Genomic DNA, 23,330 nt, shown 5'->3' with positions numbered 1-23,330 from the left:
GAGGGTTCGTCCCGCAGCTCAGTTGATGAACTCGGATGTGCCGGACATGTTTCGAGAATGTCGGGCCGTCCACCCCACGTGGCCTGACAAGCAGGAACGTTCCGAAACCTCCACCGCAGAAGACTCGCGATAGATTCGGGCCAGGAACGGATACTCCGAGAATCGACGCTTCCGGGATGCGAAAGCTCCAGAATTCGGGAGTGATTGCCCTGGTAGAGCACCGGCGACTGACACGCACGATGGGCGGACGCCCTCAGGATAGCCGTGAACCCGGTTCGCGGCAAGAATCCTCTGCCTTCGGCGCGCCGGGCGACACCCGCCGGCCGGCGTCAGCCGACCTGCACCCCGTCCGCGACCTCGAGATCGAGCACGGTCAGCCCCTCCGACTCCGCGAGTTCGCGCAGCGAATCGGGGAACGGTTGAGTGGTCAGCGCCAGGACCGTCGGACCCGCACCCGAGACGACCGCCGCGATGCCGTGCTCGCGCAACGTCGCGATCCACCGCGTCGTGACCGGCAGGGCCGGTGCCCGCTGGCTCTGGTGCAGCCGATCCTCGGTCGCGACCATCAGCAGGTCGGGCCGACTGGTCAACGCGACCACGGCGAGCGCGCCCCTGCTGACGTTGAACGCGGCGTCGGCGTGCGGGACCACCTCGGGCAGCAGCCCGCGGGTGTGTGCGGTCGACGACCGCTCCGAGGGCACCAGCACGACCACCCGGAGGTCGGGATGCACCGCCAGGCGCACCGCCGAGAACACCCGCGGCCCGTCACAGGTCACGGGGTCCTCGCTCCAGGACACCACCGCGCCCCCGAGCACGCTCGCCGCCGCGTTGTCCGGGTGTCCCTCGAACTCGGACGACAGCTGCACCAACTGCTCCGCCGTCAATGCGAGCGCCGGATCGAGGAGAGTGACGAGGCCGTTCGCCGCGGCCAGTCCCCCGACCGCGGCGGAGGCGGACGATCCGAGGCCGCGCGAATGAGGAATCGCGTTGCGGCACACCACGTCCAGGCCGCCGGCCCAGACGCCGGCGGCCTCGAGTCCACGCTCGATCGCGCGGACGACGAGGTGGGTGGGACCCCACGGCACGTCGTCGGCGCCCTCGCCCTCGACTCGGACGGTGAGCCCGCCCTCGGTGGTGGTGACCGTGATCTCGTCGTAGAGACCCAACGCCATGCCCAGCGTGTCGAACCCCGGACCGAGGTTCGCCGTCGACGCTGGCACCCGTGCCGTCACCGTGAGCCCGGTCGGCAGGGTCTCAGTCATGGCGCGCTCCGCGATCCTCGAACTGACCAACTCAGACCAGCTCGAGTGCGGCGGCGACCGCCACCGGGTCGACCGGAACAGGCTGCACCGCAGGCATTCCTGCCAACGCGGTGTCGGGGTCCTTGAGTCCGTTACCGGTCACCGTGCACACCACGGTCTGCCCGGCATCGAGCCAGCCCTCCTTGTGGGCGGCGAGCAGGCCGGCCACCGAAGCCGCCGAGGCGGGCTCGACGAAGACGCCCTCGGTGCGGGCGATCAACCGGTAGGCCTCGAGGATCTCCTCGTCGGTGGCGGCGCGGAAGACGCCGTTCGACTCCTCCTTGGCGGCGACGGCACCCTCCCACGACGCGGGCGATCCGATCCGGATGGCGGTCGCGATGGTCTCGGGGTCCTTGACCGGGGCACCGTGCACCAGCGGCGCGGCGCCGGCGGCCTGCACGCCGAGCATGCGCGGACGGACCGCGGTGATGCCGTCGGCGTAGTACTCGGAGTAGCCCCGCCAGTAGGCGGTGATGTTGCCCGCGTTGCCGACCGGGAGGGCGTGGATGTCGGGCGCCTTGCCCAGCGCGTCGCAGATCTCGAACGCGGCGGTCTTCTGACCCTCGATGCGAACCGGGTTCACCGAGTTCACCAGTCCGATGGTCGGGAACTCCGCAGTGGTCTTGCGCGCCAGTTCGAGACAGTCGTCGAAGTTGCCCTCGACCTGGATGATCTTCGCGCCGTGCATGACTGCCTGGGCGAGCTTGCCCATGGCGATCTTGCCCTGCGGCACCAGCACCGCGCAGGTCATGCCCGCCACGGCGGCGTACGCGGCGGCGGATGCGGACGTGTTGCCCGTCGAGGCGCACAGCACCGCCTTCTGCCCGCGCGCCAGCGCGTCGGTGACGGCCATCGTCATGCCACGGTCCTTGAACGACCCGGTGGGGTTCAGGCCCTCGACCTTGAGGTGCACCTCGCAGCCGGTGAGCTCCGACAGGTGAGCGGCGGGCAGCAGCGGGGTGCCGCCCTCCCGGAGGGTGATCGTCTTCCAGCCCTCCCCGATCGCGAGACGGTCCCGGTATGCCTCGATCAGCCCCGGCCAGGGCTTGTGGACGGGCGTGTGCTGGCGGGGGCTATTCACTGGAACCTTCCAATCGGAGAACGCTGGTGACTGCGGTGACGAAGTCAAGTTTGGCAAGGGCGGCAACGGTTTCCGAGAGGTCCTTGTCGCGGGCCCAATGGGTGACGACGATCAGCCGGGCGCCGTCGCCGGCTCCCTCCTGCCGCACCGTGGAGATGCTCACGTCGTGCTTGGCGAACTCGGCGGCAACCGCCGACAGCACACCGGCGCGGTCGGCGACCTGCATGTTGACGTAGTAGCGCGTGGGGATGTCGCCGATCGGCGCGATGGCGAGGTCCGCGTACTTCGACTCGCGGGGGCCACGACCGCCGTGCACCTTGTTGCGGGCGGCCATCACGAGATCGCCCATCACGGCGGACGCGGTCGGTGCGCCGCCCGCGCCCTGGCCGTAGAACATCAGCCGTCCCGCCGCCTCGGCCTCGACGACGACCGCGTTGAACGCACCGTTGACGGAGGCGAGCGGGTGCGCGAGCGGCACCAGCGACGGGTAGACGCGCGCCGAGATCCGCTCGTTGCCCGCGTCGTCGGTGAGACGCTCACAGATCGAGAGCAGCTTGACCGTGCAGCCGAGCGACTTCGCGGCCTCGAGGTCCGCGGAGGTGATCTTCGAGATCCCCTCCCGGTACACGTCGGCCGCTGTGACCCGGGTGTGGAACGCGATCGATGCCAGGATCGCCGCCTTCGCGGCGGCGTCGTAGCCCTCGACGTCGGCGGTCGGGTCGGCCTCGGCGTACCCGAGCCGGCCCGCCTCGGCGAGCGTGTCGCCGTAGTCGGCGCCGGTCTCGTCCATCGCCGACAGGATGAAGTTGGTGGTGCCGTTGACGATTCCGGCGACCTTGTTGACGCGGTCACCGGCCAGCGACTGGGTCAGCGGGCGGATCACCGGGATCGCTCCCGCGACGGCGGCCTCGAAATAGAGGTCGGCGCTCTGCTTCTCGGCCGCCTCGGCGAGTTCGCCGGTGTAGTCGGCCAGCAGCGCCTTGTTCGCGGTGACCACGGACTTGCCGGCATTGAGCGCGGCCAGGATGAGCTTGCGGGGCACCTCGATGCCACCGATCACCTCGACAACGATGTCCACGTCGTCCCGCGCAACGAGCGAGTCCGCGTCGGTCGTCAGCAGATCCGCCGAAACCCCCCGGTCGCCCTCGATCCGGCGCACCGCGATTCCGCGGAGCACCAGCGGCGCACCGACCCGGGACTCGAGGTCGCGGGCGTGCTCGCGCAGGATCCGTACGACCTCACTGCCCACGTTGCCGAGGCCGAGGACCGCCACGCCGATAGGGGCGGCGCCGTTCGGTTCAGTCATCTTGCTGTACCTCCAAGCTGAGCAGATCTTCCACTGTTTCCCTGCGCAGGACGAGTCGGGACTCGCCGCCCTTGACAGCAACCACGGCGGGTCTGGTCAGCAGGTTGTAGCGGCTGGACATCGAGTAGCAGTATGCGCCAGTGGCGGCGACCGCGAGGAGGTCTCCGGCACCGACGTCGTCGGGCATCCAGGCGTCCCGGATGACGATGTCACCACTCTCGCAGTGCTTCCCCACCACCCGGGCGACGACGGGATCCGCCTCGCTGGTCCGGGAGACCAGGCGGCAATCGTACTCGGCCTGATAGAGCGAGGTGCGGATGTTGTCGCTCATTCCGCCGTCCACACTGACGTAGCGCCGAGTTGCGTTGCCGTCCAGGCTGACATCCTTGACCGTGCCGACCTCGTACAGCGTCACCGTGCCCGGACCCGCGATCGCCCGGCCGGGCTCGACCATCAGCGTCGGCGCCGACAGTCCGGCGGCTGCGGACTCGGTCGCGACGATGGCGTGGAGCTTGGCGGCCAGGTCGTCGACCAGCGGCGGGTCGTCGCTCTCCAGGTAGGAGATGCCGAGGCCGCCACCGAGATCGACGATCGAGACGTGCTCGGTCCGGTCCGCGCCGAACTCGTCGACGATCTGGCGGAGCAGTCCGATGACCCGGTGCGCGGCCAGCTCGAAGCCGTCGACCTCGAAGATCTGCGATCCGATGTGACTGTGCAGTCCGACCAGGCGCAGGTGCTCGGCCGCGAAGACCTTCCGAGCGGCGTCCATCGCGGCGCCGCCGGAGAGCGAGAAACCGAACTTCTGGTCCTCGTGGGCGGTAGCGATGAACTCGTGGGTGTGCGCCTCCACGCCGACGGTGACGCGGATCAGGACGTCCTGCACCACACCGGATTCGCGGGCGACGGCGTCGAGCCGGTCGATCTCCTGCATCGAGTCCAGCACCACGTGCCCGACGCCCGCGGACACCGCGGAGCGCAGCTCGTCGAGGGACTTGTTGTTGCCGTGCATGGTGATTCGTTCGGCCGGGAAACCCGCGTGCAGCGCCACCGCGAGCTCGCCACCGGACGCTACGTCCATCGACAGTCCCTCGTCGGCCACCCATCGGGCGATCTCGACCGACAGGAACGCCTTGGACGCGTAGTGCACCCGCTCGGCAGATCCGAAGGCGCGCGCCATGTCCCGGCAGCGGGACCGGAAGTCGTCCTCGTCGATGACGAACAGCGGGGTGCCGTACCGCTGCGCCAGCTCGGACACCGGGACGCCCGCCAGGCGCACCACACCGTCGTCGCCCCGGGTCGCCCCGCGCGGCCACACCGCCGCGGGCAGCGCCGTCAGGTCGGCCGGTGTCGCGGGCCGCGACGGCAGTCCGGGAGCGTGCTGGATGTCGGCGTGCCGCGGGCCGGCCGGATGCGCGCTCACATTCGCTCCGGTGCGCTGACGCCGAGCAGGCCGAGGCCGTTGGCGAGCGTCTGGCGGGCGGCCCCGCACAGCGCGAGGCGGGCGGTGTGCAGGTCGCCCGCCGGCTCGTCGCCCTGCGGCAGCACCCGGCACTCGGAGTAGAAGCGGTGGTAGGCGCCCGCGAGTTCCTCGAGGTACCTCGCGATGCGGTGCGGCTCGCGCAGGTCGGCGGCCGCGGTCACCACCTTCGGGAAGTCGCCGATGGTGCGGATGAGCTCGCCCTCCCGGTCGTGGGTCAACAATTCCAGCTTCGGATCGTCCGTGACGAGACCGAGTTCCGCGGCGTTCCGGCCCAACGAGGCCAGCCGGGCGTGCGCGTACTGCACGTAGTAGACGGGATTCTCGCTGGTGGTGCTCGCCCACAGCTCGAGATCGATGTCGAGGCTCGAGTCGACCGAGGACCGGATCATCGCGTACCGGGCCGCGTCTACGCCGATCGCCTCGACGAGATCGTCGAGGGTGATCACTGTGCCGGCCCGCTTGCTCATCTTCACCGCGACGCCGTCGCGCACCAGGTTGACCATCTGGCCGATGAGCACCTCGACGGTGGCCGGGTCGTCGCCGAACGCGGCCGCGGCAGCCTTGAGTCGGCCGATGTAGCCGTGGTGGTCGGCGCCGAGCATGTAGATGCACAGGTCGAAGCCGCGCGAGCGCTTGTCCTGGAAGTACGCGATGTCGCCGGCGATGTAGGCGGCGTTGCCGTCGGACTTGATGACGACGCGGTCCTTGTCGTCACCGAAGTCGGTGCTCTTGAGCCACCAGGCCCCGTCCTCCTCGTAGAGATTCCCGCTGGACTTGAGCGTGGCGACGGCCTTCTCCACCGCTCCCGACTCGAACAGCGAGTTCTCGTGGAAGTACACGTCGAAGTCGGTGCCGAACTCGTGCAGGGTCCGCTTGATGTGGTCGAACATCAACGCGACACCGATCGCGCGGAACGTCTCCTGCTGGTCGGCCTCCGACAGCGCGAGCGCGTCGGGGCGCTGGCGCAGGACCTCCGCGGCGATGTCGGCGATGTAGGCACCGGCGTAGCCGTCCTCCGGCGCGGGCTCGCCCTTCGCGGCGGCGATCAGCGAGCGCGCGAACCGGTCGATCTGCGCGCCGTGGTCGTTGAAGTAGTACTCCCGCGTGACGTCCGCGCCCTGGGCGGCCAGGATCCGGCCGAGGGCGTCGCCGACCGCGGCCCAGCGGGTACCGCCGAGGTGGATCGGGCCGGTCGGGTTGGCGGAGACGAACTCGAGATTGATCCGGGTGCCCGTCTTCGCCGACGAGCTGCCGTAGCTCTGGCCTGCGGCGATCGCCTTCGCGACGATGGCGCCCTGGGCGGCCGCGGCCAGGCGGATGTTGAGGAATCCGGGTCCGGCGACCTCCGCGGTCTCGATGCCGTCCGTCGCGGTCAGGGCGTCGGCCAGCCAGGTCGCGAACTCCCGCGGGTTGACCCCGGCCTTCTTGCCGACCTGCATGGCGACGTTGCTGGCGTAGTCCCCGTGCTCGGGGTTGCGCGGACGCTCGACGGTGAGGTTCGCGGGCAGCACGCTCGCGTCGAGATCGCGGTCGGTGAGGACCTTCGCGGCGGTCACGCGAAGGAGTTCGGCAAGGTCGGCGGGAGTCACAGGTACATATCCTATGGTCTGGCCATTCAAAGCCTGCGCTCAGGCACGGAACGTAGAGTGGGTTCGCCCGCGGGGGCCACCCCCGTACACCGAGAGTGTGTCACTCGACCGAAAGAGCGCTCACCGATGCCCAGCGGTTCGGACAATCGCGGCGCCCGCAACAGCGGCGCCAAATCAGCCAAGGCGATCAAAGCCGCCAAGAAGAGTTCCGGCGGCGCCAAGCCGCGGGCCGGAGCGCCGAAGCGGCGGGAGATTCCCTGGTTGACCGTCGGCGCGGTGATCGCCGTGATCGCCCTGCTCGGCCTGCTCGCCGTGAACCTGATCCCGAAGTACCAGGACAAGGCCGCCGCCGACAAGTTCGCCCCCAGCGCCGACAATCCGGACCCGTCCACGTCGATCGAAGGCGTGGTGAAGAAGGACTACCCGGCCGCACTGCACGTCTCGGCCACCCAGCGCGTCGCGTACGACCAGAGCCCGCCCTACGGCGGTCCGCACGACGCGACCTGGGCCACCTGCACCGGCATCGTCTACCCGAACGCGATCCGCACCGAGAACGCGGTGCACTCGCTCGAGCACGGCGCCGTCTGGATCGCGTACAACCCGGACAAGGTGTCGGGCGGGGACCTGGACACCCTGAAGTCCAAGGTCGACGGCAAGTCGTACATGCTGATGTCGCCGTACCCAGGCCTCGACTCGCCGATCTCGCTGCAGAGCTGGGGCCACCAGCTCAAGCTGGACAGCGCCGACGACAAGCGGATCAACGAATTCGTCGCGGCCCTGCGCCTGAACAACTTCGGCGCCTACCCGGAGAAGGGCGCGAGCTGCTCGACCATCCCCGGCGCCTTCGACCCGGACAACCCGCCCGCCTTCGACCCCACTCCCCCCGGCCCCGACGCGGTGTCGATGGACGGCAAGGGCCTGACCCCCGACACCTCGGAGACCGGCGGCGGCGCACCGGGCGGCATGCAGGTTCCGCCGGTCGCGCCTGCCCCCGCCCCGGCTCCGGCCCCAGCCGGTAATGGCTGAGTCGGCCGGCCCCGATCCGACGGACGCCCCGCCGGTCGACGCCGGACCGGGCAGCGGTGCGCGCAGTCAGCGCACCGCCCTGGCGGTACTCGGGCTGATCGCGGCGATCGCGGTCGGCTTCGGTCTCGGGTTCCTCGCGAACCAGTTCCTGCACGACGACCAGCCCGCGACGCCGGTCGCCGGGTCGGTCGACGTCGGCTTCGCCCAGGACATGACCGTGCACCACAACCAGGCGGTGGAGATGGCGGCGATCGCGATCGCCAACGCCTCCGATCCCATGGTCCGGGACCTGGCGTACGACATCCTGACCACCCAGCAGAACCAGATCGGCCAGATGACGGGCTGGTTGTCGCTGTGGAACCAGCCGCTGCTGCCGACCGGCGACTACATGACCTGGATGACGTCGGACGCCGACGGGCACGGCATGTCGGGCCATGCCGGCATGGATCACGGCACCTCGGCGACGGCGACCACCGGGTCGCAGCCCGGCTCGGCGATGATGCCCGGCATGGCCAGCTCCGAGGACATGGCGGCGCTGCGTCAGGCTCGCGGGCCGGCCGCCGACGTGTTGTTCCTGCAGCTGATGTTGCGTCACCACCAGGGCGGAGTGCCGATGATGGAGTACGGCGCCGCCCACGCGGAGGTGCCGACGGTGCGGGCTCTCGCGCAGACCATGGTGGACACGCAGCAGAGCGAATCGACGCGGATGACCCAGCTGCTCACCGAGAAGGGCGCGGCGCCGCTGCCGATGAACTGATCGACCCGTTCAACGCTCGGTCGGGGATGGGGTCGAACCCCACGTCCAGTCGCGCACCTCGGGCATGTCCTCGAGGTGCGCGACGACGTACGGCCCGTGCCGCTCGAGCTGGCCGCGGCAGAACCGCGCGAGCTCGTCGCCGTGCTGGGGCACGCGCCGGGCCCGGCGCAGTGCCTCGAGCACCAGGTGGTAGCGGCTCATCCGATTGAGCACCACCATGTCGAACGGCGTCGTCGTCGTGCCCTGCTCGCTGAACCCGCGGACGTGGAATCGGTCGGCGTTCGGCCGGCCGTGCAACAACTCGTGCACCGCGCGCGAGTACCCGTGGAACGCGAACACGACGTCGGTGTCCTCGGTGAACAGTTCCGCGAAGCTCGGGTCCGTGAGACCGTGCGGGTGCACCTCCTCGGGCATCAGCGCCATCAGGTCCACCACGTTGACGACCCGCACCCGCAGGTACGGAACCCACACGCGCAGCAACTCGGCCGCGGCCAGGATCTCCTGGGTCGGCACGTCCCCGGCCGCCGCCAGCACGACGTCCGGCTGGTCCGGTCGGGCCTCCCCGTCGTCCTCCGTCCCCGCCCACTGCCACACCGAAGCGCCTGCGGCGCAGTGCCGGTCGGCCTCCGCGAGGCTCAGGTACTGCAGGTGCGGCTGCTTGTCGACGACGATCAGGTTGACGTGGTCGGTGCTGCGGAGGCAGTGGTCGGCGATCGAGAGCAGCGTGTTCGAGTCCGGCGGCAACCAGATCCGGACCACGTCCGGCGCCAACGGGATGGCGGCGTCGATCATCCCCGGGCCCTGGTGACTGAATCCGTTGTGGTCGTTGCGCCAGCACGTGCTCGTCAGCAGCACGTTCAACGAGGAAACCGGCGCCCGCCACGGCAGTGTCCGGGCATGCTGGAGCCATTTGGCGTGCTGGATCAGCATCGAGACGCTGACCATCGCGAACGCCTCGTAGCTCGCGAACACCCCGTGCCCGCCCGCCAGCAGGTAACCCTCCAACCAGCCCTGGCACAGGTGCTCGCTGAGCACCTCCATCACCCTGCCGTCGGGCCCCAGGCCGTCGTCGTCGTCGGTGCGGGGCAGCTGCCAGCAGCGGTCCGTCGTGTCGAACACCGCACCCAGCCGGTTGCTCGACGTCTCGTCGGGGCAGAACAGCCGGAAGTCACCACCACCGTCGGCCCGGGTTCCTTCGGCGTAGACGTCCCGCAGCAACTCACCCAGCACCCGGGTGGTCTCGTGGAAGGTGGTCCCCGGTGCGGGCACGTCGAGGGCGTACCGCTCGAGTGGCGGAACCGGCAACGGCCGGCGCAGCCGCCCGCCGTTCGCGTAGGGAGTGGATCCCATCCGCTTGTCGCCTGCCGGCGCGAGCGCCGCGAGTTCGGCCACCAGCGTGCCGTTCTCGTCGAAGAGATGGTCCGGCCGGTAGGACCGCATCCATCTCTCGAGCTGGTCGAGGTGGGCGGGATCGGTGCGCACCCCGGACAGCGGCACCTGGTGGGCCCGGTGGGTGCCCTCGACCAGGACGCCGTCGACCGTGTGCGGACCCGTCCAGCCCTTCGGAGTACGCAGCACGATCGCAGGCCACCTCGGGGTGTCCGCGGCGGTGCCGGCGCGGGCTGCCCGTCGGATCGCGGTGATCGCCTCGTACGCGTGATCCACCGCGGCCGACAGTGCGCGGAACACCATCCTCGGGTCGTCGCCCTCGACGAACACCGGTGCCCACCCCTGACCCGAGAGGTAGGCGGCGACGTCGGAGTCGGCGCTGCGCCCGAGCACGGTCGGTCCGGCGATCTTCGCGCCGTTCAGGTGGAGGATCGGCAACACCGCGCCGTCCCGCCGCGCGTTGAGGAACGCGGGCAGCTTCCACGAGGCGGACAGCGGGCCCGTCTCGGCCTCACCGTCACCGATCACGCACGCGACCAGGAGATCGGGCCGGTCGAACGCGGCGCCCGCGGCATGCGCGAGCGCATAGCCGAGTTCGCCACCTTCGTGGATGCTGCCGGGGGTCTGCACGCTCACGTGGCTCGGCACTCCGCCCGGCGTCGAGAACTGCCGACACAGCCGCGCGATCCCGGCCGCGTCCGCGCTGACCTGCGGATAGATCTGCGAGTACGTGCCCTCGAGGTAGGTGGCCGCCACCAGCGCCGGGCCGCCGTGCCCCGGACCGGTGACGTACAGCCAGTCCGCGCCGGTACGGCGAATGTGCCGGTTGAGCACCGCGTAGATCGCGGATAGGCCAGGACTGGTCCCCCAGTGCCCGAGCAACCGAGGCTTGATGTGCTCGGATCGGAGCGGTTCCCGCAGCAAGGTGTTGTCCTGCAGGTAGATCTGGGCGATCGTCAGGTAGTTGGCGGCAGCCCACCAGCGAAGGTCGAGGTCGAGCTCGGCATCGGAGTAGTGCTGATCGGCCATCGGCTCTAACCTTCCGGTTCCGTGGGTGGAGTCCAGACGTGCCACCTGGGATTTTAACGTGCCGGGGGTGCGAATATGGATTCCGGCGCCGCATGCGCTACGCTGAGCCAGCCCAAACGGCACACCGGTTTTCCGGTGCGCCCCCGTAGCTCAGGGGATAGAGCGTTCGCCTCCGGAGCGAAAGGCCGCAGGTTCGAATCCTGCCGGGGGCACTCGTTTTCGGAGTGCACCACAGCTGAGAAACCCCCGTCGACCGCGTCGACGGGGGTTTCTGCTGTGTCCGGGTCGGCCCGGGGTCAGCCCCCGAGCGCGGCCAGCGGGGCCATGTCGAAGTAGTCGCGCCAGGCCGCGATCTTGCCGTCCTCCGCGATCTCGAAGACCCCCGTCACCGGCAGTTCGATGGTCTTGCCGTTGATGGTGAACACGTCGACGCGCTCGTTCATCACGATCGAGCCGCCCGAGACCTGCCGCTGGATCCGGAAGTCGATGCCCCCGAACCCCCCGACGAATCCCGCGATGAAGTCCCGGATGGCCGCCTTGCCCGTGACCGGCTCCATCGGAATATTGTGGTAGACAGCGTCTTCGGTGAAATACTCCGCAATCTTGTCCGGATCGGGCTGCGCCCAGCCGGCACAGAACTCGGTGACGATGGCCTCGGGATTCATGAATCTCCTTCTCTCGGTTGATGCGCCTTCGGCGCACGGTTGTCATTCGTGCAGTTGCGCCACGACCCCCGCCATCAGGGCATCGTGCTCGGGGTCGCGGGGCAGAGCCAGGGTGACACCGTCCACCAGCCCGCCGACCCGGCCCCGGATCACCTCGGCTAGCCGCGGGTACGACGCCGTGGGCAACATGACGTCGAGCACCTCGTCGGTGACGACCTCCCGCAGCTCGGACCAGCTGTCGCGGCGAACCATTCGCGCGAGCGGCTCACGCAGGCCGGTGAGGCCGCAGCGGTCGAGTTCCCGGTGGTAGGCCGGCGTCGAGTACAGGAACGCGAACAGTCGGCGTTGGCGTTCACGCTCGACGGACAGCTCTGCGTCGGTGGCCCCGGTGATCACCTGGACGCCCGCGACCAGGTCGAGGTCGGCGCGAGTGCGGCCGATCGCCGACGCCCCCTCCGTCAGCGCGGGCACGCAGTCCTGCTCGAGGTACTGCGGACTCGAGTTGGTCGGGTGCGTGACGAAACCGTCCGCCAACTCCCCCGCCGTCAGGCACATGCCACGCCCCACCCCGCCGAGATAGATCGGCGGGGTGGCGGCGGTCGGGTCCGATCGGTCGGACGACCCGGTGCCGCGCCCCTCGTGCGGGTTGAAGTACGGCTGCATCCGCAGGAAGCGGTAGTGCTCGCCGTCGAACGGCGTCAGCTCGCCGGTCCGGAAGGTCTCGAACGCGGCCCGGACCACCTGCACGTACTCCCGCATCCGGGACGCGGGCTCCGACCACGGCATCGCGTACCGCTCCTCGATGTTCTGGCGGATCTGACTGCCCAGTCCCAGATGGAAACGCCCGCCGGACACCGCCGCGAGGTCCCAGGCGGTGTAGGCGGTCAGGACGGGACTTCGCACGAACGCCAGCGCGACGGAGGTGCGCACCACGATCCGCGACGTGGCCTGCAGCGCCTGCAGCGCCAACAGGAACGGGTCGTGCACCGTCTCGGACACGTGCATGCCGTCGTACCCGGCGGCCTCGACCCGTCGGGCGTAGTCGCCGATCTCGGACAGCCCCAGCCGCGGATCCGTGCCCGCGTAGACCTTCACGCGCGCCCGCTCAGGAGCCGTGCGGTTCGATGATCGCGGTGATCGCCGAGATCTCCGCCCCCGAGATGGCGAAGTGCTCGGTGATCGACACCGTGAGGGTGCCCTCGCCGGACCGCATGTCGAGCAGGAAGCGGGCCACCACGTTCGGCCCCCACTCCCTCAGCCGCAGGTCTCGGATCCCGGTGATCGGCTGGTACTGGTGACCGTTCTCGAGTTCGTTCCGGATCTCCGCTCCACTGCTTCCGGTGCGCTGACCGTTCTCCACCCGGAGGCAGTTCTCGGCCAGTCGTACCTTCGAGGCGTCGTGCGTCACGAGGGAGCCCAGGTACTCCCTGGCCAGCGCGATCGACTGGCTGCCCTGCTCGGACGTCAGCGTCGCCATCTCGCCCAGCAAGGTGTCCGCCAGCTCGGGCCGGCAGATGAGCAGGTCGGGCAGATAGGGGCGGGTCTCGTTGTAGCGCAACTCACTTCCGTCGACCCGGGAGCAGTGCAACCCCGCCGCCTGCGCCACCCCGACCGGTGCCGCGGAGTCCCACTCCCACTGCCCGCCGGCGTGCACGTACGCGTCGGCCTCCCCGCGCAGGACCGCCATCGCCTTGGCCCCGGCCGAGCCCATCGGCACGATCTCCGCGTCGACCCGTTGTGCCAGCTGCGTCATGAATGCGGGCGGGCGACTGCCGCTGACCAGCAGGCGCAGCGGACCTGGCAGGCGTTCGGCGAGACCGAACGCACCGGAGGTGTATACGGCACCGAGCGCGGGCTGCGCGACCGCCGCCTCGGTGATGCCGCGGCCGCGCTCCCACAGCGCGACGTGGACGGCCCAGTCCGTGCGCCCCGCCAGCCCGTACTCCTTGGAGCCGTCGAGCGGGTCGATGATCCACACCCGGTCCCGGTCGAGTCTGGTCAGGTCGTCGGCCGACTCCTCGGAGAGCACGGCATCGGCGGGGCGGCCCGCGGCGAGGAGGTCGAGCAGGAGCACGTTCGCCTCCCGGTCGCCGCGCCGGCCCAACTCCCGCGCCTGCGCCGGGTCGAGCGGCGTGGTCCCGAGCTCCCCGGCCCGGATCTCGGTCAGCAGTTCACCTGCGCGGGCGGCCAGGTCTGCGGCGAATTCAGCGTCGGCGTTCATGAACTCAGATATTCCACGATGAGAGCGGCCTGCGCAGTCGGATCGCCGTCCTCGGGGGTCAACACCAGCTCGGCGCGCTCGGGCGCCTCGTACGGGTCGTCGACGCCGGTGAAACCGGTGATCTCCCCCGCACGCGCCTTCGCGTACATGCCCTTCGGATCGCGGGCCTCGCAGGTCTCGATCGGGGTGTCGACGAACACCTCGACGAAACGGATTCCGGCCGCCTCGTGCTCGGCTCGGATCCGATCGCGATCGCGCTGGTAGGGACTGATCAGTGAGGCCACCGCGACCATCCCCGAGTCGGCGAGCAACTGCGCGACCGCCCCGACTCGGCGCACGTTCTCCGCCCGGTCCGCGGCCGAGAAGCCGAGGTCGGCGTTGAGCCCGTGCCGCAGATTGTCGCCGTCGAGCCGGTAGGCGGGCACCCCGGCCGCGACGAGGCGCCTTTCGAGTTCGACTGCCACGGAGGATTTTCCGGACGCGGACAGTCCGGTCAACCAGACGGTGGCGCCGCGGGTGGCACGCTCCTCCCGGGAGACGGCGGCGGCGTGCCAGACCACCTTGGACTCCTTGAGCGTGGGCCCGGTGATCATGCCGGCCGCGACGGTGTTCCCGGTGGACTCGTCGACCAGGACGAAGCTGCCGGTGACGCGATTGCGACGGTAGGGGTCGAAGAGCAACGGCTGCTGGGTGCGGAGCTGGACCCGACCGATCTCGTTGAGCGACAACGACTGCGCGGACTCGTCTCTGTGCAGGGTGTTCACGTCGAGCCGGTAGTCGAGGCGGGCCACCAGCGCCTTCGTGGACGCGGTGGTGTGCAACAGCGTGTACCGGGCGTTCTCGTCGAGCGTGGCCTGCTCGGTGAGCCAACAGACCATCGCGTCGATCTCCTGGCCGACGAGCGGGCGGTTGTTGGGCCGGCACAGGGTGTCACCGCGGCTGACGTCCAGGTTGTCGGCGAGGGTGATGCACACCGCCGACGTCGCGAACGCCTCCTCGACCGGCGCCCCGCCGGGACCGTAGATCGCCTCCACGGTGGACGTGAATCCCGAGGGCAGGGCGACGACCTCGTCGCCGGGCTTGAACACGCCGCTGGCCACCGTGCCCGCGTACCCGCGGAAGTCGTGCAGGTCGGCGTCGGTCTGCTGCTGCGGGCGGATCACGTACTGCACCGGGAAGCGGGCGTCGATGAGGTTGCGGTCCGACGCGACGTGCACCTCCTCCAGATGGTGCAGCAGCGACGACCCCTCGTACCACGGCATGTTCTCGGTGCGGCTGACGATGTTGTCGCCCTTGAGCGCCGAGACCGGGATGAAGGTCAGGTCGTGCACGTCGAGCTTGGTCGCGAACTGCCGGAACTCCTCGCGGATCTCCTCGAATCGTTCCTGCGACCAGTCCACGAGGTCCATCTTGTTCACGCACAGCACGAGGTGCGGGATGCCGAGCAGCGTCGAGAGGAAGGCGTGCCTGCGGGTCTGCTCGAGCACGCCCTTGCGGGCGTCGACGAGGATCAGCGCCAGGTCCGCGGTGGACGCGCCGGTGACCATGTTGCGGGTGTACTGCTCGTGCCCGGGGGTGTCGGCGATGATGAACTTGCGGCGCGGGGTGGAGAAGTAGCGATGCGCGACGTCGATGGTGATGCCCTGCTCACGCTCGGCCCGCAGGCCGTCGGTGAGCAGCGCGAGGTCGGTGTGCTCGTCGCCGCGTTCGCGGCTGCTCCGCTCGACCGCCTCGAGCTGGTCTTCGAAGATCGACTTCGAGTCGTAGAGCAGCCGTCCGATCAGCGTCGACTTCCCGTCGTCGACGGAGCCGGCGGTGGCCACGCGGAGCAGTTGCAGGGTGTGCGGGTGCGCACTGGGCTGCTGCGACATCAGAAGTACCCCTCCTTCTTGCGGTCTTCCATTCCGGCCTCGGAGATTCGGTCGTCGGCGCGGGTGGCGCCGCGCTCGGTGATCCGGCTGGCGGCCACCTCGGTGACCACGGCGGCGGCCGAGTCCGCGGAGGACTCGACGCAGCCGGTGCAGGTGGCATCGCCCACGGTGCGGAATCGGACCAGCTCCTCGTACGACTCCTCCCCCGGCAGCAGGGTCAGGAACCGGGTGTGCGCCAACAACATCCCGTCCCTCGGCACCACCGGCCTGCGGTGTGCGTAGTAGATCGAGGGCAGCTCGATGCCCTCCTCGGCGATGTACTGCCAGATGTCGAGCTCGGTCCAGTTCGACAGCGGGAAGACCCGGATGTGCTCGCCCTTGCGGTGCCGTCCGTTGTAGAGGTTCCACAGCTCCGGCCGCTGCGCGCGCGGATCCCACTGCCCGAACTCGTCCCGGAAGCTGAACACACGTTCCTTGGCCCGCGCCTTCTCCTCGTCCCGGCGGGCGCCGCCGAACACCGCGTCGAACCGGCCGTCCCGGATCCCGCGCAGCAGGGCGTGGGTCTGCAGCCGGTTGCGGCTGGCGCGGGGCCCGGTGTCCTCGGTGACGCGACCGGCGTCGATGTCGTCCTGCACGCTCGCGACCACCAGTCGCAGGCCCAACCGTTCGACGGTCCGGTCCCGGTACTCGATCACCTCCTCGAAGTTGTGGCCGGTGTCGACGTGCATCACCGCGAACGGCAGCGGCGCGGGCCAGAACGCCTTGGCCGCGACGTGCAGCATCACCACCGAGTCCTTGCCACCGGAGAACAGCAGCACCGGGCGCTCGAACGTCGCCGCGACCTCGCGGAAGATGTGCACGGCCTCGGCCTCGAGCGCGCCCAGATGGGACAGCTCGTAACTCGGCGGGGATGAACTGACGGGAGGGGACTGTGCGGTCATCGGGGCTCCGGTTCGGGATCTCAGGGTCAGGATCATCGGTACATTTATGTACCGCATCGGTACCAAAGTGCGATCTGCGCCCGACTTTAGAACGTGTTGCAGAAACGGTCAATGCCCCGGCGACATTGCCTCAGCGGACCGGAGCACGCCCCCCGATCTCCGCGGTCACCCGGTCCGCCGCCGCCGCGAGCACCTCGCCCCGGCGCTGGATCTCGGCGCCGCTGATCGAACCGCCCACGTCGAGCGTCAGCACCAGCGACTGCCGCCCGTCCGCGTCGTAGCTCGGCGCGGCGATCAGGCTGACCGGGTAGTCGACGTCCGCGGCGGTCTCCCGACCGAGATAGACGCGTTCGCCGAGACTCGAGACCATCTCGCCGACCAGTTCACGCAGCTCGGCCGGCATGTCACGACCGGCGACCCCGGCCATGAGCGAGAACAGCCGTCGCCCCGTCGGCGTGAGCCGTTCGACGAGGTAGCCCGTCTCCCGGCAGTCCTCGACCACGCTCCGCAGCAGGTCACGATCGAGCACGACCGGGAACGCCGGGTCGCGCCGAAGCCACCTCGTGAAGTCCTCGTCGTGACTCCACAGCACGTACATCAGCCCGACCGGCGGCGCGAAGGGGTACACCTGCCCGACCCTGGCCGCGGTTCGCCCCGCCTCGACGCCGGGCGGAGCGGAGGCCTCGAGGATCATGACCTGGTCCCCCACCACCGCGGACGCGGTGCAGACGGCACCGAACTCGTCCGCGAGCGCGTCCAGGTGCGGACGGACGATCGGTCCGACCGCGAACCCCCGCTGCGCGGCCCGACCGGCGGCGATCAGCGCGGGCCCGAGCCCGTACCTCGCGTCCGGGTCCCGGGTGAGGTATCCGCCCCCGACCAGGGCGGTGAGGATGCCCAGGCACGTGGGCTTGCTCATCCCGAGGGCCCGAGCAAGTTCCGACAGGCCGAACCGGCGCTCGGGCCGGGCGACCAGGTGATCGAGCACCTGAATCACCCGATCGGTCGGGGGCGAACGGCGCCCGGTGACGGCGTCCGACTCGACAGCCATTGACCACTCCTTAGAACACGTTCTATGGTCGGGGCATCAAGATCCCTACCACTTGGGTACATATTTGTACCACCTGAAAGCGAGGAGCGGGAGTGCTGACAGATCCACTGGCCGAGGCGATCGCCGAGGCCGAGAAGCTGATCGAGGCCGCGCCGCACATTCGGTCCGAACAGGACCTGCTCGAGGGCTACCAGTACCTCGCCGGCGGCATCCTGGCCTGCGTCCACGCCGCCTGGGCCACCGAGAAGACGCACCCGGGCTTCATCCAGGGCACCGGTCCGTACACGAAGATGGGCCTGGACAACCCGGACACCCTGTACTTCGGCGCGCGCGTCAACGACGACGCCGAGTACGTCGTCACCGGAACCCGCGGCACCACCTGCGATCTCAGCTTCCAGGTGCTCAGCGGCAACTACACCGACTCCAACGTTCCCGGCAGCGACGCCGCCTTCGACGACCGCGCCATCGACATCGACGCCGACGGCAACTTCGAGGTCCGGTTCGGGCCCGCGGGCGGGGCGTGGGCCGAGAACGCGGCCGGGCGACGCAACCACTTCACGCTCGCGCCCGGCGCGTCGCAGCTGGTGGTGCGCGAGGTCTACAGCGACTGGTCCCAGCGACGCGGCACCGTCCGGATCGAACGGGTGAACCGCCGCGGCGCCCCGTTCGACGCCCTCACACCCGAGGAGACGGCCAAGCGCTACGCCCGCGCCGGCAAGGCCCTGGTGAGCAGGGTCAAGACGTGGCTGCAGTTCCCCGAGTGGTTCTACCTCAAGCTGCCGGTGAACACGATGACCGAGCCGCGGCTGACGCCGGGCGGCCTGGCGACGCAGTTCTCCTCGGTCGGGCACTACGAGCTCGCCGACGACCAGGCGATGATCATCACCGTCCCGAAGTCCGATGCGCCGTACCAGGGCTTCCAGCTCGGCAGCATGTGGTACATCTCGCTGGACTACACCGGGCACCAGACCTCACTGAACAACACCCAGGCCCAGGTCGACCCGGACGGCATGATCCGCATGGTGGTCTCGCAGCGCAATCCCGGCGTCACCAACTGGATCGAGACCGTCGGTCACCCGCGCGGCATCCTGCAGTTCCGCTGGCAGCGCACGTCCCGGGAGTTCACCCCGGCCGACGGCCCCACCGTCGAGGTCGTCGGCATCGACGAGGTGGCCGCGAAACTTCCCTTCCACGAACAGAACAAGATCACGCCGGAGGACTGGACCGCCCGCATCGCGGCGCGTCAGGCCGCCGTCGCCGACCGGATGTTGGGGTAGGACATGAGCACTCTTCTGCAGGACAAAGTCGTCGTCGTCTCCGGGGTCGGGCCCGCGCTCGGCCGCACGCTGGCGCTGCGTTGCGCCGAGGCCGGCGCCGACCTGGTGCTGGCCGCACGCACCCAGTCCCGGCTCGACGAGGTCGCCAAGGAGGTCACCGACCTCGGCCGACGCGCGGTCACCGTGTCCACCGACATCACCGACCAGGCCTCCGCGGAGCACCTGGTCGCCGCCGGCGTCGAGGCCTTCGGCCGGGTGGACGTGCTGGTGAACAACGCCTTCTCGGTTCCGTCGATGAAGCCGCTCGCCCGCACCGAGTACCAGCACATCCGCGACAGCATCGAGTTGACCGTGCTCGGCGCGTTGCGGCTGACGCAGCTGTTCACCCCGGCCCTGGAGGAGAGCAAGGGTTCGGTGGTGAACATCAATTCGATGGTGCTGCGCCACTCCCAGGAGCGCTACGGCAGCTACAAGATGGCCAAGGCCGCCCTGCTCGCGATGTCGCAGTCCCTCGCCACCGAGCTGGGCCCCAAGGGAATCCGGATCAACTCGGTCGCGCCCGGGTACATCTGGGGCGACACCCTCAAGCAGTACTTCGAGCACCAGGCGAAGAAGTTCGGGATCACCGTCGAGCAGATCTACGAGCACACCGCGGCCGCCACCGACCTCAAGCGCCTGCCGGAGACGGAGGAGATCGCCGACGCGGTGATCTTCCTGGCGTCCCCGATGGCCAGCGCCATCACCGGGCAGTGTCTCGACGTCAACTGCGGCGAATTCCACCACTAGAAAGTCGAGACAGATGACTGAACGCACCACCGTCGGGACGGTCGAGGACCTGCACGCCTCGGCCACCAGAATGACCGGCCTGACCGACTTCGGCGTCGACGACTACACCGAGGCCCTCGGCGTCCTGCTCGACTCCTACGCCCGCGACGAGGACCTGACCCCGTTCGGCAGCAAGATCTCCCGGGTCTTCCTGCGCGGAGCCCTGGTCGCGCGGCTGCTCAGCGAGGCGGCGTGGAAGGCCAACCCCGAGCACGCCGACGTCGCGATCGAACGCCCGATCTTCGTCACCGGCCTGCCCCGCACCGGCACCACCGCCCTGCACCGACTGCTCACCGCGGACCCCGGACATCAGGGCCTCGAGATGTGGCTCGCCGAGATGCCGCAGCCCCGGCCTCCGCGGGAGAGCTGGGACGCGAACCCGGTGTTCCAGAAGATCGAGGAGTCGTTCAGCCGGCACCACATCGAGCACCCCGAGTTCATGGGCGTGCACTACATGTCGGCCGGCGAGGTCGAGGAGTGCTGGCAGCTGCTGCGCCAGACGTTCAAGTCGGTCTCCTACGAGTGCCTGGCGAACCTGCCGACGTACTCGAAGTGGCTCGAGGGTCAGGACTGGACCAACGCCTACGCGCGGCACAAGAAGAATCTCCAGCTCATCGGGCTGCCCGACCGCGACCGCCGGTGGGTGCTCAAGAACCCGAGCCACCTGTTCGCGCTCGACGAACTGCTCGCGGTGTACCCGGACGCGCTGATCGTGCAGACACACCGCCCGCCGACGACCATCATCCCGTCGGCGTGCAGCCTGGCCGAGCAGGCCACCGAGGGCTGGTCGAACACGTTCAAGGGCGAGGTGATCGGCCGCGGTCAGCTCGAGTTGTGGGCTCGGGGTCTCGAGACCTTCAACGCCGCGCGTGCCAAGCACGACCCGGCGCAATTCGTCGACGTGGACTACGCGGACTTCGTCGCCGACCCGCTCGGCACGGTCGAGGGCATCTACTCCCGTTTCGAACTCCCCCTGAGCTCCGCCGCCCAGCAGGCGATGGAGTCCATGCACGAGGAGTCTCGCTCCGGCGACCGCAAGCCCGCGCACCGGTACACCCTCGAGGAGTTCGGCCTCACCGCGGCCGAGGTCGAGGAACGGTTCGCCGGCTGATCGACTGCGGTCGCCACGCTCACGGTCGACGACCGGGCCTCGACCAGGCTCGGTCGTCGACCGCGGCGGCCGCCGCGCGAGGAAGCAGGTAGGTACCCCCGCCGGAAACAGGTAGGTACCCCCGTACTTCTGCCCTCACGAGCACGGGTCGGCGGGACGACAGTGTGATGCGTATCACCATCCGCTGATCGCCGAGGTATCCGATGCACCCGAACACGCTCGAGTCACCACCCACCACCTCCGACACCGCGCGACCGCGTGCCGTCGCGTCGGATGCACTGCTCCTCAAGCGCTGCGCACACTGCGCCACGCTGCTCGCACCGACGACCGCGGCGTGCACCTCCTGCCGGGGCTCCGAGCTCGGGACGGTGCCGTCGTCCGGTTCGGGGGCCATCGTGTCCTGGATGCCGGCACCCCCGGCGCCCGACGACCCGCAGTCCGGCCCGACTCCCCCGGCCGTCGCCATCGTCGCGCTCGACGACGGCCCGCGGATCTACTCGTGGGTCGAAGGCGAGGTCACAGCCGTGCCCGACCGTGCCGTGCGCGTCGAGTTCCGGCCGTCGCGGCCGGGCGAGCGGTTCCCCGTCTTTGCCGTTGTCCCGGCCGCCGCCGAGCCGGTGACGTCGTTGACGGCAGTTGTCGCATGAGGGCCGGCGACGCGGAACGCATCCGCGCGTGGCGGCGGCTGTCCGACTTCCTCGAACGAACCGGCGCCGTCAGCCCGCACGCCGGGTGGGTGATCAAGTTCGCGATCACGTGGGCACCGTTCGGCGGCGCGAGCCCGGCCGAGCTGCTCGAGACGTTCGGCGTCACGCCTGCCCGGTTCCTCCAGCTGCTCCGCGAGTCGCTCGACCCGCACGGCGCCGCCGACCACGTGGCAACGGTCAAACGTCAGCTGACCGAATCGCTGCTCGGCGCCTGGACCGGCGGCGGTCGAACACCTGCCGGCCAGGCACCGGTGTCACGTCGCGGCCAGACCCGAAAGGTCGCGTAGCACTGCGTGGTTGCGGTCCTCGGCGGTGCCGAGGGTGTACTCGGGCATCTGACCGAAGAACTCCCCGCGGCTGCGCTGACTCCACCGCCGAGCCTCGGCGGTGCGGGTCTTGTAGAAGTTGACCGTGTACCCGCCCTCGTACAACCGCAGCAGGCTGTACCCGCCCGGATACTCCTTGACCGCGCTGACCTCGAGGAACTCGACCGCGGCCGCGGTGTCGGGCCGGGTGCGACGGTTCCGGTGCGTGTGCCCGCTGTGCTGCAGGAACACCCCGGGTGCCCGCAGGTACAGATCCTGCAACTGCCTCGAATCCGGCCCGTTCAGGACGAAACCCGGACCCGAGACGTTGGAGTACCCGGACTCCGCCGTCACCGGGTGGTGACCGAACACCAGGGTCGGACGGTCGGGGTCGGCCCGCAGCGCGTCGCGGATCTGCGCCATCTGCGCGGGCTCGATCATCCCGCCCGAACCGTCGACCGCGGTGGTGTCCACGGACAGCAGGCGCAGACCGCCGAGGTCGAAGGACCCCATCACCTGCCGGGGCGAGAACACGTCACCCCAACAGTCGTGATGATCGCTCGCGGCCGGCAGGACCGAACAACCGACGTAGCCGGCGCCCGTGTGCGGGCGGTCGTGGTTGCCGCGGCTGACGAAGTAGTCGGCACCCGCGGCGCCCCAGCCGTCGAGCAGCGCCCGGACGCCGGCCGAGTCCCTCGCCGACGCCTCGTCGGTCAGATCACCGGCCACCACCAGGTGGTCGGCGCCGCGATCGGGTGCCCGCAGGTCGGCGAGCATCGCGGTCAGCATCACCTCGGGGTACGGCAGCAGCCCCGGCTCCTGCCGGAATCCCGGCGGCAGCCCGGCGGCGACGATGCCGCTGAGTTCCTCGCCGAAGTGCACGTCGTTGGACAGTGCGATCGTGCGCAGCAGCCTGCCCGGCGGCGGGACCAGCGTCGTGACCCGGCCGGTGGACTCGGCGGTCCCGGGCCGCCCGGTCGCGACCAGCGCCGGGGTGGCACGCAGTCCGTTCGAGTACGCCTCGAACCGGTATTCGCGGCCCGGCTCGAGACCGTGCACCTCGGCATAGTGGAACGGGGTGGGGTCGGCGTCGTGGCGGACCACCCGCGGCGGGGTACGCGAATCCGCCGGGCCGAGCCGAAGTTCCGTGTCCGCGGCGAGCGGGAGCGGCATGCCGTGGTCGTCGACCCGCACGGCCGACACCGTGGCCCAGGTGACGATCACCGACGTGTCGGTGATCGTCACGACCTCGAGGTCACGCGCCCACATCGGTTCGGCGCCCGCGCGTGCGACACCGCCGCGGCCGACCCCGAGCACCGGCAGGACCGCGGCCGCGGCCAGCAGTCCGATCACCTGACGTCGCGACGGCCCGCAGCAGTTCACGGGTGGGACAGTAGC

20 protein-coding genes and 1 tRNA gene are annotated in these 23,330 nt (G+C 69.9%); 8 read left to right on the top strand and 13 right to left on the bottom strand.

All coding sequences use genetic code 11. The annotated features are described in order from the left end of the window. Window positions 1–329: 329 nt before the first annotated feature. From thrB to argS, 5 genes are read right to left on the bottom strand one after another with little or no spacing between them, the layout of a single operon-like run. Complete coding sequence (gene thrB, locus ACFVH2_RS19740) at window positions 330–1,262, bottom strand: homoserine kinase (protein WP_378427951.1); 933 nt, start codon at window positions 1,260–1,262, stop codon at window positions 330–332. A 31-nt stretch (window positions 1,263–1,293) separates the two neighbouring features. Continuing rightward, a complete protein-coding gene (thrC, locus tag ACFVH2_RS19735) occupies window positions 1,294–2,382 on the bottom strand; it encodes a threonine synthase (protein ID WP_378427949.1) in 1,089 nt (362 codons plus the stop codon). Further along, window positions 2,375–3,688, bottom strand: a complete 1,314-nt coding sequence (locus tag ACFVH2_RS19730) for a homoserine dehydrogenase (RefSeq protein ID WP_378427947.1) — start codon at window positions 3,686–3,688, stop codon at window positions 2,375–2,377. Before ACFVH2_RS19730 ends, thrC begins: the two co-directional genes overlap by 8 nt. Continuing rightward, on the bottom strand, window positions 3,681–5,108 hold the full coding sequence (gene lysA / locus ACFVH2_RS19725) for a diaminopimelate decarboxylase (protein ID WP_378427946.1): 1,428 nt from the start codon (window positions 5,106–5,108) through the stop codon (window positions 3,681–3,683). The genes ACFVH2_RS19730 and lysA overlap by 8 nt, the downstream gene beginning before the upstream one ends. Next, window positions 5,105–6,757, bottom strand: a complete 1,653-nt coding sequence (gene argS / locus ACFVH2_RS19720) for an arginine--tRNA ligase (protein WP_378427944.1) — start codon at window positions 6,755–6,757, stop codon at window positions 5,105–5,107. The genes lysA and argS overlap by 4 nt, the downstream gene beginning before the upstream one ends. A 126-nt stretch (window positions 6,758–6,883) precedes the next feature. Here argS and ACFVH2_RS19715 point away from each other — a divergent pair, with 126 nt between their 5' ends. Next, window positions 6,884–7,783, top strand: a complete 900-nt coding sequence (locus ACFVH2_RS19715) for a DUF3105 domain-containing protein (protein ID WP_378427942.1) — start codon at window positions 6,884–6,886, stop codon at window positions 7,781–7,783. After that, complete coding sequence (locus ACFVH2_RS19710) at window positions 7,776–8,540, top strand: DUF305 domain-containing protein (RefSeq protein ID WP_378427940.1); 765 nt, start codon at window positions 7,776–7,778, stop codon at window positions 8,538–8,540. Before ACFVH2_RS19715 ends, ACFVH2_RS19710 begins: the two co-directional genes overlap by 8 nt. 9 nt (window positions 8,541–8,549) lie before the next feature. On the opposite strand, the gene ACFVH2_RS19705 is transcribed toward ACFVH2_RS19710, so the two are convergent. After that, window positions 8,550–10,958 carry a phosphoketolase gene (locus ACFVH2_RS19705; protein ID WP_378427939.1) on the bottom strand — a complete coding sequence of 803 codons (2,409 nt, stop codon included), beginning with the start codon at window positions 10,956–10,958 and terminating at the stop codon, window positions 8,550–8,552. Window positions 10,959–11,097: 139 nt separating this feature from the next. Between ACFVH2_RS19705 and ACFVH2_RS19700 the strand changes: the two genes are divergently transcribed. Continuing rightward, window positions 11,098–11,170: transfer RNA gene (locus ACFVH2_RS19700), tRNA-Arg, on the top strand. An 84-nt stretch (window positions 11,171–11,254) separates the two neighbouring features. On the opposite strand, the gene ACFVH2_RS19695 is transcribed toward ACFVH2_RS19700, so the two are convergent. The 6 genes from ACFVH2_RS19695 to ACFVH2_RS19670 form a co-directional block, all read right to left on the bottom strand. After that, window positions 11,255–11,623 carry a nuclear transport factor 2 family protein gene (locus ACFVH2_RS19695; protein ID WP_378427937.1) on the bottom strand — a complete coding sequence of 123 codons (369 nt, stop codon included), beginning with the start codon at window positions 11,621–11,623 and terminating at the stop codon, window positions 11,255–11,257. A gap of 42 nt (window positions 11,624–11,665) precedes the next feature. Next, entirely contained in the window at window positions 11,666–12,718 is a 1,053-nt protein-coding gene (locus ACFVH2_RS19690) for a TIGR03617 family F420-dependent LLM class oxidoreductase (RefSeq protein ID WP_378427935.1), read from the bottom strand. 10 nt (window positions 12,719–12,728) lie between these two features. Beyond that, on the bottom strand, window positions 12,729–13,844 hold the full coding sequence (locus ACFVH2_RS19685; RefSeq protein ID WP_378427933.1) for a 3'(2'),5'-bisphosphate nucleotidase CysQ: 1,116 nt from the start codon (window positions 13,842–13,844) through the stop codon (window positions 12,729–12,731). Next, window positions 13,841–15,715, bottom strand: a complete 1,875-nt coding sequence (gene cysC, locus ACFVH2_RS19680) for an adenylyl-sulfate kinase (RefSeq protein WP_378427931.1) — start codon at window positions 15,713–15,715, stop codon at window positions 13,841–13,843. The genes ACFVH2_RS19685 and cysC overlap by 4 nt, the downstream gene beginning before the upstream one ends. Beyond that, complete coding sequence (cysD, locus tag ACFVH2_RS19675) at window positions 15,715–16,656, bottom strand: sulfate adenylyltransferase subunit CysD (protein WP_378427930.1); 942 nt, start codon at window positions 16,654–16,656, stop codon at window positions 15,715–15,717. Before cysD ends, cysC begins: the two co-directional genes overlap by 1 nt. A 130-nt stretch (window positions 16,657–16,786) precedes the next feature. Next, window positions 16,787–17,707: an IclR family transcriptional regulator gene (locus ACFVH2_RS19670; protein WP_378427928.1), complete on the bottom strand. Its 921-nt coding sequence runs from the start codon at window positions 17,705–17,707 to the stop codon at window positions 16,787–16,789. Between the two features lie 92 nt (window positions 17,708–17,799). Between ACFVH2_RS19670 and ACFVH2_RS19665 the strand changes: the two genes are divergently transcribed. The 5 genes from ACFVH2_RS19665 to ACFVH2_RS19645 all read left to right on the top strand — a co-directional run bounded on the left by ACFVH2_RS19665 (window position 17,800) and on the right by ACFVH2_RS19645 (window position 21,914). Then, a complete protein-coding gene (locus ACFVH2_RS19665; RefSeq protein WP_378427926.1) occupies window positions 17,800–18,984 on the top strand; it encodes a hypothetical protein in 1,185 nt (394 codons plus the stop codon). 3 nt (window positions 18,985–18,987) lie between these two features. After that, window positions 18,988–19,770, top strand: a complete 783-nt coding sequence (locus ACFVH2_RS19660) for an SDR family oxidoreductase (RefSeq protein ID WP_378427924.1) — start codon at window positions 18,988–18,990, stop codon at window positions 19,768–19,770. 13 nt (window positions 19,771–19,783) lie between these two features. Continuing rightward, complete coding sequence (locus ACFVH2_RS19655; RefSeq protein ID WP_378427922.1) at window positions 19,784–20,920, top strand: sulfotransferase family protein; 1,137 nt, start codon at window positions 19,784–19,786, stop codon at window positions 20,918–20,920. 203 nt (window positions 20,921–21,123) lie between these two features. Further along, complete coding sequence (locus ACFVH2_RS19650; RefSeq protein WP_378427920.1) at window positions 21,124–21,567, top strand: Zn-ribbon domain-containing OB-fold protein; 444 nt, start codon at window positions 21,124–21,126, stop codon at window positions 21,565–21,567. Next, window positions 21,564–21,914, top strand: a complete 351-nt coding sequence (locus ACFVH2_RS19645) for a hypothetical protein (protein ID WP_378427918.1) — start codon at window positions 21,564–21,566, stop codon at window positions 21,912–21,914. Before ACFVH2_RS19650 ends, ACFVH2_RS19645 begins: the two co-directional genes overlap by 4 nt. Here the strand turns inward: ACFVH2_RS19645 and ACFVH2_RS19640 are convergent. Continuing rightward, on the bottom strand, window positions 21,882–23,315 hold the full coding sequence (locus ACFVH2_RS19640) for a metallophosphoesterase (RefSeq protein WP_378427916.1): 1,434 nt from the start codon (window positions 23,313–23,315) through the stop codon (window positions 21,882–21,884). The genes ACFVH2_RS19645 and ACFVH2_RS19640 overlap by 33 nt on opposite strands. Window positions 23,316–23,330 lie beyond the last annotated feature (15 nt).

The organism is Rhodococcus sp. NPDC127527 (genome assembly GCF_042672245.1).
Taxonomy (GTDB): Bacteria; Actinomycetota; Actinomycetes; order Mycobacteriales; family Mycobacteriaceae; genus Rhodococcus_G.
Note: the sequence above shows the minus strand (reverse complement) of the source record. Positions and strands in the feature narration are given on the sequence as shown.

Excerpts from the sequence above, each read along its gene's own strand:
- ACFVH2_RS19655 (WP_378427922.1), top strand. The coding sequence starts at position 19,784 with ATGACTGAACGCACCACCGTCGGGACGGTCGAGGACCTGCACGCCTCG.
- ACFVH2_RS19695 (WP_378427937.1), bottom strand. The coding sequence starts at position 11,623 with ATGAATCCCGAGGCCATCGTCACCGAGTTCTGTGCCGGCTGGGCGCAG.
- ACFVH2_RS19710 (WP_378427940.1), top strand. The coding sequence starts at position 7,776 with ATGGCTGAGTCGGCCGGCCCCGATCCGACGGACGCCCCGCCGGTCGAC.
- thrB (WP_378427951.1), bottom strand. The coding sequence starts at position 1,262 with ATGACTGAGACCCTGCCGACCGGGCTCACGGTGACGGCACGGGTGCCA.
- ACFVH2_RS19660 (WP_378427924.1), top strand. The coding sequence starts at position 18,988 with ATGAGCACTCTTCTGCAGGACAAAGTCGTCGTCGTCTCCGGGGTCGGG.
- ACFVH2_RS19715 (WP_378427942.1), top strand. The coding sequence starts at position 6,884 with ATGCCCAGCGGTTCGGACAATCGCGGCGCCCGCAACAGCGGCGCCAAA.
- ACFVH2_RS19645 (WP_378427918.1), top strand. The coding sequence starts at position 21,564 with ATGAGGGCCGGCGACGCGGAACGCATCCGCGCGTGGCGGCGGCTGTCC.
- ACFVH2_RS19705 (WP_378427939.1), bottom strand. The coding sequence starts at position 10,958 with ATGGCCGATCAGCACTACTCCGATGCCGAGCTCGACCTCGACCTTCGC.
- ACFVH2_RS19670 (WP_378427928.1), bottom strand. The coding sequence starts at position 17,707 with ATGGCTGTCGAGTCGGACGCCGTCACCGGGCGCCGTTCGCCCCCGACC.
- cysD (WP_378427930.1), bottom strand. The coding sequence starts at position 16,656 with ATGACCGCACAGTCCCCTCCCGTCAGTTCATCCCCGCCGAGTTACGAG.
- ACFVH2_RS19685 (WP_378427933.1), bottom strand. The coding sequence starts at position 13,844 with ATGAACGCCGACGCTGAATTCGCCGCAGACCTGGCCGCCCGCGCAGGT.
- ACFVH2_RS19650 (WP_378427920.1), top strand. The coding sequence starts at position 21,124 with ATGCACCCGAACACGCTCGAGTCACCACCCACCACCTCCGACACCGCG.
- ACFVH2_RS19730 (WP_378427947.1), bottom strand. The coding sequence starts at position 3,688 with ATGACTGAACCGAACGGCGCCGCCCCTATCGGCGTGGCGGTCCTCGGC.
- cysC (WP_378427931.1), bottom strand. The coding sequence starts at position 15,715 with ATGTCGCAGCAGCCCAGTGCGCACCCGCACACCCTGCAACTGCTCCGC.